The following is a 16,737-nucleotide window of genomic DNA, read 5'->3' on the forward strand; positions in this document are numbered from 1 at the left end:
ACAACCAATGAATAAAGTGTGGTAATTAATAGAAAGTAAAGGAGTACTTATGCTAAATACAATACGACAGGGAGATTGGCTGCAAATCATCATCCCAAAAGAGTGGGAAGGCAAAACAACTGATGAAATTTTCCGCCATGCTTGGAAAGCTCCCAAAAAAGTCATTCATTCTTTTAGGATGGAAGAAAAGGTACGCTTGGAAGGGAATCGAGTAGATTGGAATTTGCCGCTAACAGCAGGCATTAAACTGCAAATTCAAATTTTTGAGGAAGAAGATATTCAGGTCACGCCATATTACCATGAAATCGATGTTTTGTTTGAGGATGATCATTTTCTTGTTATCAATAAGCCGCCGTTTATGAATACTCATCCAAATGATACAAATACGGAAGCAAACACTTTAATCAATGCCGCCTCTTTTTATTTATTGTCAAAAGGTGAAATGAAAAACGTCCGCCAAATCCACCGCCTAGACCGGGATACCTCAGGAGCAATCTTGTTTGCGAAGCACGTTTTAGCTGGTGTTATCTTAGATAGAATGCTGGAAGAGCGTCAAATAAAGAGAACCTACCTTGCAATGGTTCATGGCTTATTACAGAGAAAAAAAGGGACCATTAATGCTCCAATAGGGCGTGATCGCCATCATGCAACGAAAAAAAGAGTTTCTCCTTCTGGCCAGGCAGCTATTACCCATTATCAAGTATTAAAAGAAGTTAAAGTACGGAAGCTGTCATATGTAAAATGCTGGCTGGAAACGGGGAGAACACATCAAATCCGCGTTCACTTAAGTCACCTCGGCCATCCTTTAGTTGGAGATATTTTGTACGGAGGTAAACCGATTGTAAACAGGCAGGCCCTTCATGCCGCTAAGCTTGAATTTGTCCATCCGTTTACACAAGAAAAAATCAGCTGTCACGCACCTTTTATCGATACTCCAGCTATTTTTGATGACATTGATGTATATTCGATATAAATAGATAAAGCCTCCCATATTGGGAGGCTTTTATTTCTTAATCGGCTCGTCTAAATGCCCTCATGATGAAGCTTAGCAGGAGAACAAGCACAGCAGCACCAATTATCGCCGGGATGATGGCAAAATCGGCAACACGCGGACCCCAGTTTCCTAAAATCATTGTTCCAAGCCATGCGCCAACAAATCCTGCAATTATATTACCAATAATGCCACCAGGAATATTTCTTCCAACGATTAGACCTGCTAACCATCCAATAATACCACCAACGATTAATGACCAAATAAAGCCCATTACGAACACTCCTTTTTAGTTTTCACCTTTTTTTAAGCGTCTGAGCCTGCATTTCAGGCAGTGGGTGAAGAAATTGAATTCTTCCTGCCTGTACCTATAAATTACCCAATTTTTATTTTATTACTCATAGAAAGAATAAAAACCGGATTCAATGAATCCGGTCTAGATTATGGTAAATCAATCAGCATTAATCTGCTTTTATTAGCAGCCTTTATCTGTATTTCATTAATATCTTTTATCCGAGCAGAATCACGCTTATTCAACTTATAATCTTGGTTTAGTTCTACATCTCCCTCAATCACAAAGAAGAAAATCCGCCGATTTTTTTCTTGTTGAAAAGTCAACTCACTGCCCTCATCTAAATCAGACAAATAAATGGTTAAATCCTGATGGATAGCAGCTACTTTTTCACCTGCACCATTTTTCGCTACAATTGGTAACAGCTTATTCTTCATTTGCTTTACATCAAATTCTGTTTTCTCATAGGATGGTGAAAGTCCATTTTGCTCAGGCATAAACCATAATTGTAAGAAGTTTACTTCTTCTGCAGCTGAAGGATTTACCTCAGAATGAATGACCCCAGTTCCTGCTGACATCCTTTGAACCCCGCCAAAGGTCGTCACAGCACTTCGTCCGGTACTATCTTCATGCTTTAATTTTCCCTTTAAAACTATGGATACGATTTCCATTTCACGATGCGGGTGTGCCCCGAAACCTCTTAAGGGCTGGACAACATCATCATTTAAAACGCGCATTGGTCCAAAATGCATGTTAGCTGGATCATAGTATTCAGCAAAAGAAAAACTAAAATTACTTTTTAACCAGCCATGGTCGGCAGTGTATCTATTCTCAGCTTTATAAATGTTTATCATTAGCTTTCACCTCAATTGTTTTATAATAATTTTTTGTACTTCACAATCTCAAAATCAAATATCTTTAATTCAAGATAATCATACTACCCGCATCTAAATTAGTCAACTTCATACATAATGAAACAATACTATGGAAAAAGTAAAAAAGTACTATTTAACATGAAGTATTATTATTCAGAAAATTCTAATGTTAAGTTTTTGTAAATTTCGTTAAGATATGTTTCTTTTTTCGACAACTTTCCGATAAAATAATTTTCGGTAAGTATACAAACTTTTCATATGAATATTGGAGGTAATTACATGGCATTCAAAAAAAATGATAAGTTCTCGGTTTTATTAAATAATATTTCCGCTAACTTAAAGGAAAGTGCCAATTTCTTTACAGAATACAAATTAAAAAACGTGAGTGATTTAAAAATTTTCTCTGAAAAAATGAAAGAGCTTGAAACAAAAGGAGATTCCTACGTTCATGAAGTGATTAAAGAATTAAATGACGCCTTTATCACTCCAATTGAACGAGAAGACATTCTGCATCTTGCCATGAGTATGGATGATGTCCTAGATGGACTTGAAGGATGTTCAGCGTTATTTGAAATGTATTCTATTACTAGTGCTGATGATTTTATGGTTAAGTTTGTAGAAGCTATTCAGGGAAGTGTTCATGAAATCGATAAAGCCGTTGTACTTCTTTCCAATAAGAAGCTTACTCAAATTAGAGAGCACGCCATCAAAATAAAAGATTTTGAATCAAAATGCGATAATATCTTAAGACAATCCATCAAAAATTTATTTACTGTTGAAAAGGACCCAATCCGCATTATTCAATACAAAGAAATTTATGAAAATCTAGAGGACATTGCTGACTACTGTCAATCAGTTGCCAATACTCTTGAAACCATTATTATGAAAAATGCATAAGGAGCTTAACTATGACTCTAATTATATTAATTGTAATTGGTGCCCTTGCATTTGACTTTATTAATGGATTCCATGATACCGCAAATGCAATTGCAACATCTGTTTCTACAAAAGCGTTAAAGCCCCGTCATGCCATCATTTTGGCTGCGGTAATGAACTTTGTTGGGGCGATGACATTTACCGGTGTAGCTAAAACAGTATCGAAGGATATTGTTGATCCATTCAGCTTAAGCAATGGTACTGTTGTAATATTAGCTGCCTTAATTGCTGCCATCGCATGGAATCTAATCACTTGGTATTACGGTATTCCAAGCAGTTCCTCCCACGCGATTATCGGTTCCATTGCCGGTGCAGCGGTTGTAGCAGAAGGATTTAATTCACTTAACTATGGCGGGTTTTTAAAGATTCTCGAAGCACTAATTATTTCTCCTATTTTAGCGTTTGCCGTCGGTTTCATTATTTATAGTATTTTTAAAATTGTTTTTAAGAATTTCAATTTAACAAAAACCAATCGAAACTTTCGTTATATCCAAATAGCTACAGCTGCTTTACAGTCCTATTCACATGGAACGAACGATGCACAAAAATCGATGGGGATTATCACAATGGCCCTTCTTACTTCAGGTACAATTCAAAGCGATGAGGTTCCTTTTTGGGTTCAAGCTTCCTGTGCAATTGCCATGGGACTTGGGACCTCCATCGGCGGCTGGAAAATCATTAAAACCGTTGGCGGAAAAATCATGAAAATAAGGCCTATTAACGGTGTCGCCGCGGATATAACTGGAGCTGCAATCATTTTTGGTGCTACTTACGTCCATTTACCAGTTAGTACAACCCACGTAATTTCTTCAGGAATCCTTGGGGTTGGTTCTGCTCACCGTCTAAAAGGGGTTAAATGGGGTACTGCCCAGCGAATGATTATCACTTGGGTTATTACATTGCCAATTACTGCGGTATTAGCAGGAATCTGCTACTTTATTTTAAATCTTGTTTTTTAACAGTGATAAAAAGAGGAAGAAACTTTTGTTTCCTCCTCTTTTTTTATTTGTTCACTTCTAAATGAAGGCACGCTTCATAACTTAAATATAAGAGGACAAGTTTTGAGGTGAAAATTATGTTTGAAAAAATATTCGCAATGATGATTGGTTCAATTTTATTAAGTTTAGGCGTAAACGGTTTTTTAGTCCCCTATCACTTGCTGGATGGGGGTGTAATTGGTTTAGGATTAATCATTCATTATTTTTATGGCTGGCCCACTGGACTTAGCATCATTATTCTAAGCCTTCCCCTTTATGTTTTAGCCTGGTTTTTTGAAAGGCGTTATTTCTTCTATAGCCTTCATGGTTTAATTATTTCATCCTTTTGTATTGATCTTTTTTCCTTTATTAATGGAAGAATCAATCTGGGCATTTTACCAAGTACAGTCATTGGAGGCTTGCTTGTTGGGATTGGCATCGGCGTCATGCTTCGCTATGAAACAAGTACGGGCGGGACAGATTTATTAGCCCAGCTGTTAACTAAATTTACTTCCATTAATATAGGAATTATCATTTTCATAATTGACGGGCTGATTATAACAAGCGGCATTCAAGTAGTTGGATTGGAAAAGTTTTTTTATTCCCTTTTGACAATAATTTGTGTTGGACTCATGACAACTGTAACTGTGGCAAGGAGACCGGAAACACATTAGAAAACCACCAGCAATTTTTGCTGGTGGTTTAGTTTTAATCAATCCATTTAGTCACGATTTTCTTAAAAACTTCATCATTCACAAGAATGCGATTCATCCAGTATGCATCGTTGTTAAGAGTAATTGATCTAGGTGCAAGAATAGATGCACTTTTAAATCCACTTCTCTGAATCACAGCAGCTAATTCATCTTTTCCATTTCCATAAGGGTAGGCAAAATCTTCTACCTGCACTCCTAAATTTTTCTCTATCGTCTTTTTACTAAGCAAAAGATCATTCTCAAATGCATGGAGATTACTTTCCACGAAAAAGATTGGTTTCTCACCAACTAATTTATGCATATCAAAAGTATGCGATCCCACCGTAGCTAGTCCGCTATTAACCATCTCTTGGAGTTGATCCCATGAAGTAAGTTGTAAATTGTCAAAATCCCTTCCAACATGTCCAGCAATCACAAACAAAGTAAAGGGTATATCATTTTCTTTCAAAATCGGAAATGCATTCTCATACATTGAAATGTCAATATCATCAAAGGAAACCCAAACACATTTTTCAGGAAACTTCCCCGTTTCCTGAGCTTTTCTTATTTCATCTGGATTTAAAAATACTGCTTTTTGTTTTTTTAAAATCTTTATTTGTTTTTTAAAAACATCCTCATACACATTATAAACGGTTAATTCATCTGTCCCTGTTAGGAATTCAACTGTTTTATTAAAAAAATTGTGTTTGCGTACACGATGGTAAGTTAAACCAAGACATCCCTTTTGGTCAAGTTCTTCTGGAAAACTCATCGCTGATTTAGAAAAATCCGCATGTAAATAGAGATTGCAGCCCCCAGTAATAACTATTAAAACGATACAAATGCCATAAAAATACTTTTTCAATGCTGCCACCTAGTTTCAAATATCTTTTATGGGGTTTTTCTCAAATACTACTACCCTTGATTGATGCAAGGATTGAAAATCTTCCTCGCTCATTAGCTTAAGGCGTAATAAATCTTCTTTTGTCGTATTATTTGGCATTGATCTCCTTTTTAATGGACCAAACCTTTTCAAATTATAATTTTTCCAACTCCATAGTCCGATATAAAAAAAAAGCAAAAGACAGAAAACCATTAATAAAAAAGAACGAATATCGCTATTTGTCATCTTAAATGCAATTCTTATGAGACCTAGATATTGATCATTATAATCAAATAATGCACCTATAAAAAAAAGCAAAACCCCTAAGCAATAAATCCAAACAAAGATTGAAAAGAACGATATAATGATTTCCCTAAACCAATTGATCTTTGTGCGGATAATTATCTCGTTTTTCGATTCCCTCTGTCTGGACTTACCCATGTAGCATAACCACCCTTCATTCTTGATTTAATTGCTTTAGGGAGAGCAAACATGACGATAAATGCATTTAGAATCCAATAGATGACTGGATACCATGCAGCCCATAAGTAATACTTTGTTATATTGTCATACTTTGAATCGACTTTTATCGAGGCCCAAAGTTGGATTAGGCTCATAAATACAAGGGCGAAGGACGAAAAAGTTATCCATATAAAAAGCTGTTGAATCGTAGAGACTGAAAAAAAATAATAAAGGGTGACAAATACCCATGAAAAGGACCAAATTAAACTAACCCATTGTTCAAGATAAACTGGCCAAATCCTTCTTTGCCGCCAGTCTAATAAAATCTTCCAGTATTTCATCATCACTTCTTGTCCACCTTGAGCCCAGCGAATTCTTTGTTTCCATATGCCACTTATCGTTTCCGGAACAAGCATCCAGCACAATGCACGTGGTTCATATCGAATGTCCCAAAATCGTTGCTGCAATTTCCAAGAAACAGATATGTCCTCTGTGATCATATCCCGATCCCATAAACCAACATCAACTAGTGCCCTTTTTCGAAAGGCTACAACTACACCCGAAACGGTCATAATTTTACCTATTATTCTTTGAGTTCTTTTGATCGCTCCTATGATCGACGCGTATTCTACAATCTGTAAACGACTTATTAATGTATCACGATTTCGAATTCTTGGATTTCCTGTCACCGCTCCTAGTCTTTCCCCCTTATGAAGGAAGTGGTAGATGAGATAGTGTGCTGCGTATGGATCTAAAATGGCATCAGAGTCAACACAGACTAAGAACTCCCCGTTAGATGCATGACAGGCAATGTGTAAAGCATTTGCTTTTCCCCTATTTTCTTTACAATCAATCACTTTTAGATCAGAATAACGATCTACAAGACTCCGAAGGATAGTAAAGGTGTTATCAGTACTCCCATCATTCACGGCAATAATTTCCTTTTTCGGATAATTGATATGAGACAAATAATGAATGGTTTCTTCAACAGTTTCCTCTTCGTTAAAACATGGTACTAAAATACTAATTAACGGCCATTCAATTTGATCAAAATTAATAAGGTCTTCTTGTTCACGATAATTAAAAAATAAGTGAGTACCAGCTATCCAAACCAAAGACATTAATAATGGATACCAAAACACAAATTCTGATACATACCTAATTATTTGTTCCATTTTTTTCACCCTTCATATTTGGATAAGCAGCTCCTTTCGTTTTATTTTTTCCAATTTTATAAAAAAAGGACCCATAAATGGATCCAAAGTGAAATCACCTTAACTTTTTTACCTTATCCGTACAGCTCTCCATCGCAGTTAGGATTGCTCCGCGAAATTGCTTTTTCTCAAGAGCAGCCACAGCTTCAATGGTTGCCCCCCCAGGAGTACACACATTATCCTTAAGCTCGCCAGGATGAACACCAGTTTCCAGAACCATTTTGGCTGCGCCTAGAATGGCCTGAGCTGCAAGTCGATAGGACTTGTCCCTTGGGATTCCTTGTTGAACTCCGCCATCTGCCATGGCTTCAATTAGCATATAAACATAAGCAGGGGATGAGCCACTAATGGCTGGCACTGCATCCATCCATTTTTCCTCGAGTCGCTCAGTTTTTCCAAATGTCTTGAACACGTGCTCAACTTCCATTAATTCTTCTTGACTAAGACGGTCATTGGGACAAATGACACTCATTCCTTCTCCTACTAGGGAAGGTGTATTTGGCATGGTCCGAACTGCTTTAACTTTCTGGCCAAAGGCATGTTCAAGATCAAGTAAAGTAATACCCGCTGCAATCGTTACAATAATTGTATCTTGTTTAATTTCATGCTTAATTTCCTCAATTACGGAAGTATGAAGTTCTGGCTTGACAGCGAGGATAAGAATATCTGCAAACCTTGCAACTTCAATATTATGTAAAGATGTCCTAATCCGGAAAATCTCAGCAATTTTATCAATTGTATTTTTTGTTGCTGAACTTGCCATGATGTTTTCACGTGAGATCACTTCTGATTTTACGATTCCCTCCAGCATGGCCTGCGCCATTTTCCCCGCTCCAATAAATCCTATCTTTTTATTCATGCTCTCCACACCCTATTCTTGTTACTTGTACATTTCATTTTCTAATATGATGACATTTTCTGCAAACGTTGTTCTCCCAACTTCTTTTGTATTTTCTACTAAGCGATAAATATTGTCACAGCATCTTTTTGCCCCTTTTACTAATAAAGGCACTCCGATAACATCAATTTTTAAACCTCTCGAAAAAAATCCACCCATTGACATTAAAAATGGTACTGTTGGGGATGTATTGGAAAACACAATTTTTTCATCAAACTTAAATTTTTCTTGCAGCAATAAACTCATTTCTTTTAATGCCGGAACTACATATTTATTTCTTTTCCGTCCAATTGTGTACACAGAATGACCTTCTTCATCCACCCCGTGAAAAATAAGCTTGCCAAAATCCTGTTTCGTTAATTTATTGAAATATTTCACATTTAATATTTCTTCGGTCGTCAATTTCTGTTCCGATTGCGGCAATTGTTTTAAATGATATGCAGCTGCTAAAGAAGTTGTATGTGTGCCACCATAATCATTATAGATATAAATCATGGTATCATCCTTTATCCTTTTGTCTATTTTTATTATGGATGATTATTGAAAGATTAACCAAAAAAAGAAGCTTTTAGATAGACCTAAAAGCTTCTTTCGAAAAATTATTTATTTAAATCCTTCGGCGAAAAAGCACCTGGAAGAAGATCTTTTACAAGAATTCTTTGAATATCACCCTTTAGATTGGTAAGAACCACTTCCATATCTTGATCACAAAGCTCAGAAATCACCTGACGGCAGGCGCCGCATGGAGGAACAGGCCGCTCTGTATCGGCTACAACTACAAGCGAAGAAAAGTTAGTTATCCCTTCTGAATAGGCCTTAAATAATGCGGTCCTCTCTGCACAGTTGGTCATACCATAAGCGGCATTTTCAATGTTGCAGCCATGAAAGACTTGACCATCGCTGGATAAAAGGGCTGCGCCAACTTTAAACTTTGAATAGGGAACATAAGCAAACTCTCTCGCTTTATTCGCCTCGAGCATTAAATCTTTTTCTTCCATCCTTCTCACTCTCCGCCGTGGAATATTAATGTTGAACTAATTTAGTAATCCATTCAAGTATTACACCGCCAAAGTATACGCCGAAAACACCAACGACTGCGGAGAATACTGGGGGTGCGGGTAATGGCAGTTTTAAAAACTTAAACAGCATTCCAACAACTAAGCCAGCTATTAACGCCATTAATACATCTCTCATGTTTTTATGCCCTCACATTAATTATTAGTAATTACTATAAGAAAGTTCACCTTTGGCAATTGATACTCCAGAACTTGCGCCAATACGAGTAGCTCCTGCCTCCACCATTGCCAGTGCATCTTCACGGCTGCGAACTCCGCCGGAAGCTTTTACACCAATTTCAGGACCAACTGTTTCACGCATTAAGCGAATATCCTCAACCGTTGCGCCTCCTGTTGAAAAACCAGTAGATGTTTTAACAAAGTCTGCACCTGCTTTAACGGATATTTCACATGCTCTTATTTTTTCCTCATTCGTTAATAAACATGTCTCAATAATAACTTTAACTAAAGCTTTTCCTTTTGCAGCTTCTACAACTGCACGAATATCTTTTTCCACTAAAACATCTTGTTTATCTTTAAGAGCTGCAATATTTATGACCATATCAATTTCATCTGCGCCGTTTTCAATGGCATTTAAGGTTTCAAATGCTTTTGTCTCAGGTGTTGAAGCTCCAAGCGGGAAACCGATAACGGTACATACCTTCACTTCAGGTTTATCCGCAAGAATTTTAGCTGCCGTACTTACCCAAGTAGGATTGACACAAACTGAAGCAAAAGAATACTTTTTAGCTTCTTCTGCTAATAGTATGATTTCTTCTTTCGTAGCGTCTGCTTTTAATAATGTATGATCAATCATATTTACAATATTTTGAGTCATGATTGGAATTCCTCCTCGATTTTTAAAGACATTTATATTTAAATATTAAAGGTTTAATTATCACACTGTTACTATAGCAAAGACACTGAACATTTGTAAATACTTTTATGAACAAATGTAAATTTTATTTATGTATATTCACATAAAAGACAAAAAAACAGCTCCAAGGCTGTTTTCTTTGAGCTATTATTCCTTTTTATCAAGTAAAAATTGAGCCGTAAATTGATCAGTTACAAGAACATTTGCATAACCGCCTTTTAAAGCACCGTATATACCATCAATTTTGTTTGGCCCACCAGCGACAAGAATAGAATGCTCTTTCGCCCTTAGATCATTTAAATTGACTCCTAAGGTTCTTTGATTCAGGCTTTCGTTGCAGATCCTCCCATCATTATCGAAGAAACGAGAGCAAATATCGCCGACTGCAGTTCCATACAATGATTCCAAGTCACTGTCGGTAAAATAGCCCAACTGAAATAGTAATGAATCAGTTTTTATTGGGCCAATGGTAAACAGGGCAATGTTCGCCTGCCTGCCAAGTTCAAGAATTTTACGAATATGCCGATCTGCCTCCATTGCCTGCCTTACCACCACATGATCCACAATAGCAGGAAGTGGAAGGTTGTGCGGCGTCGTATTATAGGCTTTACCAAAAAGATATAAAATTTCTGAGGCATACGTATTCGTTTCGGCATGGCTGACTCCGCCTTTTAGCTGAACAACTTTTACATCTTTAACAAACTTCTGTTTCAGCTCTATTGCGATATGGTAAAGGGTTGTTCCCCATGTTACACCGATAATGTCATTATCCTTCACAATTTCATCAAGAAATTGGGCTGCTTTTTCGCCAAGATAGTTTTTAATGATGTGGTTTTCATATTGCGGAATCGATGCGACAATGGCTTTTTTCAAATTAAATTTTTCTTCTAATTGATGTGACAAATTTTCAACATTTTCTGTAGGGTCCATGATGCTGATCTGAACGATACCATCACTTTTTGCTTGTTGTAATAACCTGGATACTGTCGGGCGGGAGACCCCTAAAACTTTGGCTATCTCATTTTGATTATAATCCAGTAAATAATATAACTTGGCTGCTTCAATCACCTTACTTAATTTTTCTCGATCCATAGGTCCCACCTAAAAAGATTTTTTCTATATTGTATCAAAAAAACGAGCATAGTCATAATAATTTTACATTTGTAAAAATCGATATGAACATATTCTAATTATTAACGGCATAGGAGTTAATTTAAACAGTGAATTTTCAAATTGATATAAGGGGAAAATTTATTAACCAACTGTTTTCCTGCGAATAGGGAGTGAAACGATGAAAAAATTTGGCGGATACATTTACCAAATGCGAAAATTGATTTTAGGACTATGGATAGCAATCATTATCTTTTTTGGATTTTTTGCATTACAACTGCCATCAGTTTTAAGTGGAAACGGCTTTGAATTTAAAGGGGAATACAGTGAAACAAGGAGGATTTTAGAGCAGGACTTTGGTCAGCCCAAATCATCGCTTATTTTAGTTTTTGAAAAAGAAAAACAAATAAGTGAAAAGAAATTTCATGACTTTATTCAAAATACATTTGATAAATTGAGAAATTTTGATGGTGCACATAAGGCTACAACTCCTTTTGAGCGTGATGGGATGCTAAAGGGAAACTATGCCTATGGGCTGCTCACTTTTAATAAAAAACCCGAAAGCCTTGGTACTGAGATTGATGAATTAAAAAAGTTCCTAAAAAATAAAAACGGCTTAAAGGTTACCATAACCGGTGAACCCGTAATCGTCAAAGACTTAAATGCCGCTAGCCAGGAAGATCTCGCAAAAGCTGAAATGATTGGCCTGCCAATTGCTCTCATTGTACTTATTCTAGCTTTTGGCGGTATTGTGGCTGCCTCACTCCCGCTTGTTATTGGCGTGGTTTCCATCTTAACAACTATGGGAACTGTTTACTTTTTTAGCTATGGTGCTGATTTAACTATTTTTATTTTAAATATTGTCCCGATGATTGGTCTTGCTTTAAGCATTGATTTTGCATTATTATTTATAAACCGCTTTAAAGAGGAAATCGATACGAAACCAATTCAAGAAGCAATTGAGATAACAGTGGAAACCGCCGGCCGTTCGATTATCTTTTCAGGACTTTGTGTGTTTATTGGTTTATCAGGGCTTTGGTTTATCAAGATAGATATTTTTCAAAATGTTGCCTTGGGCGGAATGACGGTTGTATTTTTATCTGCTCTGTGCGCTTTAACCTTTCTCCCTGCCATTTTGTCTATACTAGGGAAAAAGGTAAATAAATTAAGTTTACTGCCTGTTACAGATAAACAAACTAGTTTATGGTATAAGTTCGCTAAATTTGTGATGCGGCGTCCTGTTCTCATGTCGATTACAGCATTTTCAATTCTTCTTGCCGGCCTTATTCCAGTTAAACAGATGATCTTAACCATCCCTGGGACAGATTCATTGCCGGCGAAATATCCTTCAAGAGTAGCATTAGAAACCTTCAAGCATCAATTTATCGCTAAGGAGAAACGAGACGAGAAAAAAGTAACCATCGTCTTAACCACGAAAGGAAAAATCTTTGAAAAAAACAATTTTAATAAAATTGGTCATATAATAAATCGACTTGAGGAGGATCCTCTTGTTAATACTGTTAATTCACCTTTTTCAGTAACAGGAATAAACGATTCAGACCAGCTCCTTCAGTTTTTAACCACTGGGGACAAATCTAAAGTTGCACCGATAATAGACTATTTTATAAAAGATAATAAGATGCTTTTTGAGGTTTATTTAAAAACAAGTGAGCATTCTTCTAAAGCGCGAGCTTGGGTTGAAAAATGGTCAACAAAAGATTTAGGCTTGAAAGCTTCTTTTGGAGGACCAATAAAATTTGAACAAGAAATTTTTACGGAAATTTATAAAAAAGCACCTTATGGATTACTTTTAATTGTTATTTCCACACTTGTGATTTTGATGGCGGCATTTCGATCAATTCTTATTCCAATAAAAGCAATCTTAATGAATATATTAAGCCTTGGCTGCACCTTTGGCATTGTCGTTTGGATATTTCAAGAAGGCCATTTAGGTATGACACCTGCAAATATTGCCTTAATATTGCCAGTATTTGTTTTTACTCTTGTCTTTGGGCTTTCGATGGATTATGAGGTCTTTCTTATCTCGAGAATTCAGGAGTTTTATCTAGAAACAGGTAATAACAGCGAGGCGACAATCTATGGCTTAACCTATACAAGCAAGATTATTACGTCAGCAGCGGCTATCATGATTGTTGTAACTGGTGCCTTCGCCTTTACAGGAGTCATGCCAATCAAGCAATTGGGTGTTGGAATTGCTACAGCCATTTTTATCGATGCGACCATTGTCAGGATGGTTCTTGTTCCGGCCTTAATGAAGCTTCTCGGTGACTGGAACTGGTGGTTCTTTGGAATCAAAAACAAAAATCAATTGGAGAAACGAAAAAAGCCAGCCTGACTTTTCAAGGTTGGCTTTTCCCCATTTATCTAGGACTTCATTTAGGACATAAATGAAAGGATAACTTTTTGTGGTAAATCTGTCTCACTATCAGTTTTTCTTTTTAAACGTTCACAGGATGGCATTTCATATGAAAAATCCTCAACATTTACTGGAATGACTCCCCTTTGCTGCAATTGTTCAAATACTTGCTTCATCGCCTCTTCTGTGGTAATCGTTCCTTCTGAATCCTCCATTTGTAAGTAATCTACACATGTTTCGATAATATTTTCATCAATTTGTTCTTGAGTAAACACTAATTTTGCACCTGTGATATTTTCGACTTCCTGGTTTTCTAATTCAATAATGGTTGTAATGTTCATTTTTTCTTACCTCCACTTTTTTATGACTTCATTATAAATCATTTTCACTTCCCTAATGTTTGAAATCTCTTTAATTCGTTTTTTATTCAAATGTTTTTGACAAATTTCTGTCCATTTTCATTACTCCCTTTAAAAGGTATTAACAACCGTTTTAGGCAAAATAATAACAGTAGAAAAATGATGCAGGAGGTACAATATGCCTAGAAAAAAGGTTCCTTTCCTACTAATCACGTTCATTCTTCTTTATTGTTATATTTACCCTTTAAGCACTTATGCTGAAGAGGTTAACCAAAATAATAACGGAATAATCGATTTGCGAATCTTAGAAACAACCGATTTACATGCTTCATTGGTCAATTATGATTACTATCAAACAAAAGTGGATAACAGGATTGGCCTTGTTAAAACCGCTACCCTTATTCAAGAAGCAAGAGGCGAGGTTAAAAATTCATTATTATTTGATGATGGGGACCATCTAAAAGGCAATCCACTTGGTGAGTATCTCGCAAGAATCAGGGGGATTAATAAAGGTAAAACGCATCCAGTCTACCGTGCCTTTAATTATTTAGATTATGACGCAGTTGCCATTGGAAATCATGAATTTAATTACGGTCTAAAGTTTTTAAACTCAGCGATAAAAGGGGCCAAAATGCCTGTTTTAAATGCGAATGTTTTTTCGGTAAAAAACAACAAGCCATATTTTACACCATATACAATTTTAAAAAAGACTGTTGTCGACCAAAGTGGAAATAAGTACTCATTGAACGTAGGGGTTATCGCCTTCATGCCCACCCAGATTATGAAATGGGATAAAGCAAATTTAGAGGGAAAGGTCTATGCAAAACCGATTGTTGATGCAGCAAAGGAATTTATTCCGATTATTAAGGCCGAAGGAGCAGATATAATAATTGCCCTAGCTCACACTGGTATCAGCAGTGAGCCATATAATCCCGATACAGAAAATGCTGTCTATTATTTAACACAATTGCCGGAAATAGATGCTATACTAGCCGGCCACTCACACAGTGTTTTCCCTGGCCCTGTATTTCAACACCTTCCCAACACAGATATAGAAATGGGCATTATCAATCGAAAACCCGTTGTAATGGCTGGTGCTTTCGGAAACCGTCTTGGTATAATCGATTTAAAAATCAGGAAAACAGCTGGGAAGTGGACGGTTTTAAAAGGGACCTCCACCACCAGGGCTATTAGTAATGAGGATGGGAAGGCGCTTGTAAAAAATGATAAAAATTTATATAAAATTATAAGACCAGAGCATCAGGAAACGGTAGATTTTATTAGAAAATTAGGGTTGTAGCAGCCTTCCCAAAAGGTCTTACTTTACATCCCAGTTATATTTTAATAATATTAAGTTAATATATATGGTGTAATTTTGGTGGAGTCTGTCAAAGCAGGCTCCTTTTTGCATTTTTTTAAACACGTATAAAAATAAGGGGGATGAGGAAAAACATGTCAACACAAGCATACATTGCATTGGGCGTATTTCTTATTACATATGCCTTTATCGTCACAGAAAAAATTCACCGAACCATTATTGCAATGGCCGGCGCCATCATGATGATCCTTCTAGGAATCGTCGGTCAGGAAAAGGCCCTCCATCATATTGATTTTAATACGCTCGGGTTACTAACTGGGATGATGATTATTGTCGCAATAACCTCTGAAACGGGACTTTTTAAATACATAGCGATTTGGTCTGCAAAAAAAGTAAAGGGTGACCCGTTAAAAATACTGCTTGTCCTAGGGGTCATTACGGCTTTAGGTTCAGCCTTTTTAGATAACGTTACCACCGTTCTATTGATGGTACCTGTAACTTTCAGTATCACCAGACAATTGCGGGTAAATCCGATTCCTTTTTTGATCACCGAAGTAATCGCTTCCAATATTGGCGGAACTTCGACCCTGATTGGAGACCCGCCGAATATTATGCTTGGAAGCGCTGTAAAAGAGCTGACATTTATGGCGTTTATCAACAATTTAACAGCTATTACTTTTTTCATTTTATTTGTGAATATCGGAATTTTAGCTTTCATTTACCGCAAGGAGCTTAAAACGTCTGTTGAATTAAAATCGAACCTGATGGATTTGGATGAAAAGGAAGAAATTACAGACAAAGCTCTTTTAATAAAGTCGTTAATTGCCCTAACATTAACCATTTTTGGATTCTTTCTGCATCAGCTTTTTCATATAGAATCTGCGACAGTAGCTTTAGCAGGAGCTTTTCTTTTACTTTTATTAACAGGGGAAAGTTACTTAGATAAAGCATTTGGCAAGGTAGAATGGACGACCATCTTTTTCTTTATCGGTCTTTTCGTTCTTGTATCCGGATTGATTGAGACAGGTGTGATATCGTTATTAGCGGATTATTCGGTTCATTTAACGGGAGGAGATGTTACCTCTACTTCCATTTTAATTCTTTGGGTGAGTGCAATTGCCTCTGCCTTTATTGATAATATCCCATTTGTGGCGACGATGATTCCAATGATTAAAGATATGGGTGACCTCGGTGTCCAAAATTTAGAGCCGCTGTGGTGGAGCTTGTCTCTTGGAGCCTGCTTAGGCGGAAACGGAACTTTAATAGGGGCCAGTGCTAATGTCATTGTCGCTGGTCTTGCAGCAAAAGAAGGATATAACATAACTTTTGGCAAATTTCTGATCATTGCTTTTCCATTAATGATTCTTTCTATCATAATCTGTACTATTTATATTTACTTGAGATATTTAATATAGGAGGAA

The 16,737-nt window shown here is 36.6% G+C and carries 19 protein-coding genes; 7 read left to right on the forward strand and 12 right to left on the reverse strand.

Annotation, left to right across the window (positions count from 1 at the left end; all coding sequences use genetic code 11):
- The first annotated feature begins 49 nt into the window (after positions 1 to 49).
- Complete coding sequence (locus PH210_RS21720) at positions 50 to 973, forward strand: RluA family pseudouridine synthase (protein WP_289988448.1); 924 nt, start codon at positions 50 to 52, stop codon at positions 971 to 973.
- Between the two features lie 37 nt (positions 974 to 1,010).
- Here the strand turns inward: PH210_RS21720 and PH210_RS21725 are convergent, their stop codons facing one another.
- Positions 1,011 to 1,265 carry a GlsB/YeaQ/YmgE family stress response membrane protein gene (locus PH210_RS21725; protein ID WP_289988451.1) on the reverse strand — a complete coding sequence of 85 codons (255 nt, stop codon included), beginning with the start codon at positions 1,263 to 1,265 and terminating at the stop codon, positions 1,011 to 1,013.
- 167 nt (positions 1,266 to 1,432) lie between these two features.
- Entirely contained in the window at positions 1,433 to 2,137 is a 705-nt protein-coding gene (locus PH210_RS21730) for a pirin family protein (protein WP_289988452.1), read from the reverse strand.
- Between the two features lie 300 nt (positions 2,138 to 2,437).
- Between PH210_RS21730 and PH210_RS21735 the strand changes: the two genes are divergently transcribed.
- The 3 genes from PH210_RS21735 to PH210_RS21745 all read left to right on the forward strand — a co-directional run bounded on the left by PH210_RS21735 (position 2,438) and on the right by PH210_RS21745 (position 4,745).
- The gene (locus PH210_RS21735; protein ID WP_223593039.1) at positions 2,438 to 3,055 is read left to right on the forward strand and encodes a DUF47 domain-containing protein; all 618 of its coding nucleotides are present in this window, start codon (positions 2,438 to 2,440) and stop codon (positions 3,053 to 3,055) included.
- A gap of 11 nt (positions 3,056 to 3,066) precedes the next feature.
- The gene (locus PH210_RS21740) at positions 3,067 to 4,053 is read left to right on the forward strand and encodes an inorganic phosphate transporter (protein WP_289988455.1); all 987 of its coding nucleotides are present in this window, start codon (positions 3,067 to 3,069) and stop codon (positions 4,051 to 4,053) included.
- A 116-nt stretch (positions 4,054 to 4,169) separates the two neighbouring features.
- Positions 4,170 to 4,745 (forward strand): YitT family protein, encoded by a 576-nt coding sequence (locus tag PH210_RS21745; RefSeq protein ID WP_289988457.1) that lies wholly within the window; start codon positions 4,170 to 4,172, stop codon positions 4,743 to 4,745.
- Positions 4,746 to 4,779: 34 nt separating this feature from the next.
- Here the strand turns inward: PH210_RS21745 and PH210_RS21750 are convergent, their stop codons facing one another.
- From PH210_RS21750 to deoR, 9 genes are all read right to left on the reverse strand, one after another.
- Entirely contained in the window at positions 4,780 to 5,628 is an 849-nt protein-coding gene (locus PH210_RS21750) for a polysaccharide deacetylase family protein (protein WP_289988460.1), read from the reverse strand.
- Positions 5,629 to 5,643: 15 nt separating this feature from the next.
- A complete protein-coding gene (locus PH210_RS29980; protein WP_502306729.1) occupies positions 5,644 to 6,087 on the reverse strand; it encodes a poly-beta-1,6-N-acetyl-D-glucosamine biosynthesis protein PgaD in 444 nt (147 codons plus the stop codon).
- On the reverse strand, positions 6,048 to 7,283 hold the full coding sequence (pgaC, locus tag PH210_RS21755; protein ID WP_289988462.1) for a poly-beta-1,6-N-acetyl-D-glucosamine synthase: 1,236 nt from the start codon (positions 7,281 to 7,283) through the stop codon (positions 6,048 to 6,050). The genes PH210_RS29980 and pgaC overlap by 40 nt, the downstream gene beginning before the upstream one ends.
- Positions 7,284 to 7,377: 94 nt before the next feature.
- Positions 7,378 to 8,181 (reverse strand): pyrroline-5-carboxylate reductase, encoded by an 804-nt coding sequence (gene proC / locus PH210_RS21760; protein WP_289988464.1) that lies wholly within the window; start codon positions 8,179 to 8,181, stop codon positions 7,378 to 7,380.
- 21 nt (positions 8,182 to 8,202) lie between these two features.
- Positions 8,203 to 8,715, reverse strand: a complete 513-nt coding sequence (locus PH210_RS21765) for a DUF3189 family protein (protein ID WP_289988466.1) — start codon at positions 8,713 to 8,715, stop codon at positions 8,203 to 8,205.
- A 104-nt stretch (positions 8,716 to 8,819) separates the two neighbouring features.
- Positions 8,820 to 9,218: a cytidine deaminase gene (locus PH210_RS21770; protein WP_289988468.1), complete on the reverse strand. Its 399-nt coding sequence runs from the start codon at positions 9,216 to 9,218 to the stop codon at positions 8,820 to 8,822.
- Positions 9,219 to 9,243: 25 nt separating this feature from the next.
- Positions 9,244 to 9,414, reverse strand: coding sequence for a DUF1427 family protein (locus tag PH210_RS21775; protein WP_289988470.1), 171 nt, complete (start codon positions 9,412 to 9,414; stop codon positions 9,244 to 9,246).
- Between the two features lie 24 nt (positions 9,415 to 9,438).
- On the reverse strand, positions 9,439 to 10,113 hold the full coding sequence (deoC, locus tag PH210_RS21780; RefSeq protein ID WP_289988472.1) for a deoxyribose-phosphate aldolase: 675 nt from the start codon (positions 10,111 to 10,113) through the stop codon (positions 9,439 to 9,441).
- A 186-nt stretch (positions 10,114 to 10,299) separates the two neighbouring features.
- Positions 10,300 to 11,244 (reverse strand): DNA-binding transcriptional repressor DeoR, encoded by a 945-nt coding sequence (gene deoR, locus PH210_RS21785; RefSeq protein ID WP_289988474.1) that lies wholly within the window; start codon positions 11,242 to 11,244, stop codon positions 10,300 to 10,302.
- A gap of 199 nt (positions 11,245 to 11,443) precedes the next feature.
- Here deoR and PH210_RS21790 point away from each other — a divergent pair, with 199 nt between their 5' ends.
- Positions 11,444 to 13,618 (forward strand): MMPL family transporter, encoded by a 2,175-nt coding sequence (locus tag PH210_RS21790; RefSeq protein ID WP_289988476.1) that lies wholly within the window; start codon positions 11,444 to 11,446, stop codon positions 13,616 to 13,618.
- A gap of 41 nt (positions 13,619 to 13,659) precedes the next feature.
- Here PH210_RS21790 and PH210_RS21795 read toward each other — a convergent pair whose 3' ends face one another.
- The gene (locus tag PH210_RS21795) at positions 13,660 to 13,980 is read right to left on the reverse strand and encodes a hypothetical protein (RefSeq protein ID WP_289988478.1); all 321 of its coding nucleotides are present in this window, start codon (positions 13,978 to 13,980) and stop codon (positions 13,660 to 13,662) included.
- Positions 13,981 to 14,176: 196 nt separating this feature from the next.
- On the opposite strand from PH210_RS21795, the gene PH210_RS21800 reads away from it, so the two are divergent.
- Both PH210_RS21800 and PH210_RS21805 read left to right on the forward strand, forming a co-directional pair.
- The gene (locus PH210_RS21800) at positions 14,177 to 15,298 is read left to right on the forward strand and encodes a metallophosphoesterase (RefSeq protein WP_289988481.1); all 1,122 of its coding nucleotides are present in this window, start codon (positions 14,177 to 14,179) and stop codon (positions 15,296 to 15,298) included.
- Positions 15,299 to 15,450: 152 nt separating this feature from the next.
- Positions 15,451 to 16,731 (forward strand): ArsB/NhaD family transporter, encoded by a 1,281-nt coding sequence (locus PH210_RS21805; RefSeq protein WP_289988484.1) that lies wholly within the window; start codon positions 15,451 to 15,453, stop codon positions 16,729 to 16,731.
- Positions 16,732 to 16,737 lie beyond the last annotated feature (6 nt).

Origin of the sequence: Paenibacillus sp. BSR1-1, assembly GCF_030403775.1 — a bacterium.
Taxonomy (GTDB): Bacteria; Bacillota; Bacilli; order Bacillales; family Cytobacillaceae; genus Neobacillus.

Bases quoted from the DNA above. Each gene is read 5' to 3' on its own strand.
- PH210_RS21795 (WP_289988478.1), bottom strand. From the start codon at position 13,980: ATGAACATTACAACCATTATTGAATTAGAAAACCAGGAAGTCGAAAAT.
- PH210_RS21770 (WP_289988468.1), bottom strand. From the start codon at position 9,218: ATGGAAGAAAAAGATTTAATGCTCGAGGCGAATAAAGCGAGAGAGTTT.
- deoC (WP_289988472.1), bottom strand. From the start codon at position 10,113: ATGACTCAAAATATTGTAAATATGATTGATCATACATTATTAAAAGCA.
- PH210_RS21745 (WP_289988457.1), top strand. From the start codon at position 4,170: ATGTTTGAAAAAATATTCGCAATGATGATTGGTTCAATTTTATTAAGT.
- PH210_RS21740 (WP_289988455.1), top strand. From the start codon at position 3,067: ATGACTCTAATTATATTAATTGTAATTGGTGCCCTTGCATTTGACTTT.
- PH210_RS21730 (WP_289988452.1), bottom strand. From the start codon at position 2,137: ATGATAAACATTTATAAAGCTGAGAATAGATACACTGCCGACCATGGC.
- PH210_RS21735 (WP_223593039.1), top strand. From the start codon at position 2,438: ATGGCATTCAAAAAAAATGATAAGTTCTCGGTTTTATTAAATAATATT.
- pgaC (WP_289988462.1), bottom strand. From the start codon at position 7,283: ATGGAACAAATAATTAGGTATGTATCAGAATTTGTGTTTTGGTATCCA.
- PH210_RS21765 (WP_289988466.1), bottom strand. From the start codon at position 8,715: ATGATTTATATCTATAATGATTATGGTGGCACACATACAACTTCTTTA.
- PH210_RS29980 (WP_502306729.1), bottom strand. From the start codon at position 6,087: ATGGGTAAGTCCAGACAGAGGGAATCGAAAAACGAGATAATTATCCGC.
- deoR (WP_289988474.1), bottom strand. From the start codon at position 11,244: ATGGATCGAGAAAAATTAAGTAAGGTGATTGAAGCAGCCAAGTTATAT.
- PH210_RS21775 (WP_289988470.1), bottom strand. From the start codon at position 9,414: ATGAGAGATGTATTAATGGCGTTAATAGCTGGCTTAGTTGTTGGAATG.
- PH210_RS21725 (WP_289988451.1), bottom strand. From the start codon at position 1,265: ATGGGCTTTATTTGGTCATTAATCGTTGGTGGTATTATTGGATGGTTA.
- PH210_RS21790 (WP_289988476.1), top strand. From the start codon at position 11,444: ATGAAAAAATTTGGCGGATACATTTACCAAATGCGAAAATTGATTTTA.
- PH210_RS21805 (WP_289988484.1), top strand. From the start codon at position 15,451: ATGTCAACACAAGCATACATTGCATTGGGCGTATTTCTTATTACATAT.
- PH210_RS21720 (WP_289988448.1), top strand. From the start codon at position 50: ATGCTAAATACAATACGACAGGGAGATTGGCTGCAAATCATCATCCCA.
- proC (WP_289988464.1), bottom strand. From the start codon at position 8,181: ATGAATAAAAAGATAGGATTTATTGGAGCGGGGAAAATGGCGCAGGCC.
- PH210_RS21800 (WP_289988481.1), top strand. From the start codon at position 14,177: ATGCCTAGAAAAAAGGTTCCTTTCCTACTAATCACGTTCATTCTTCTT.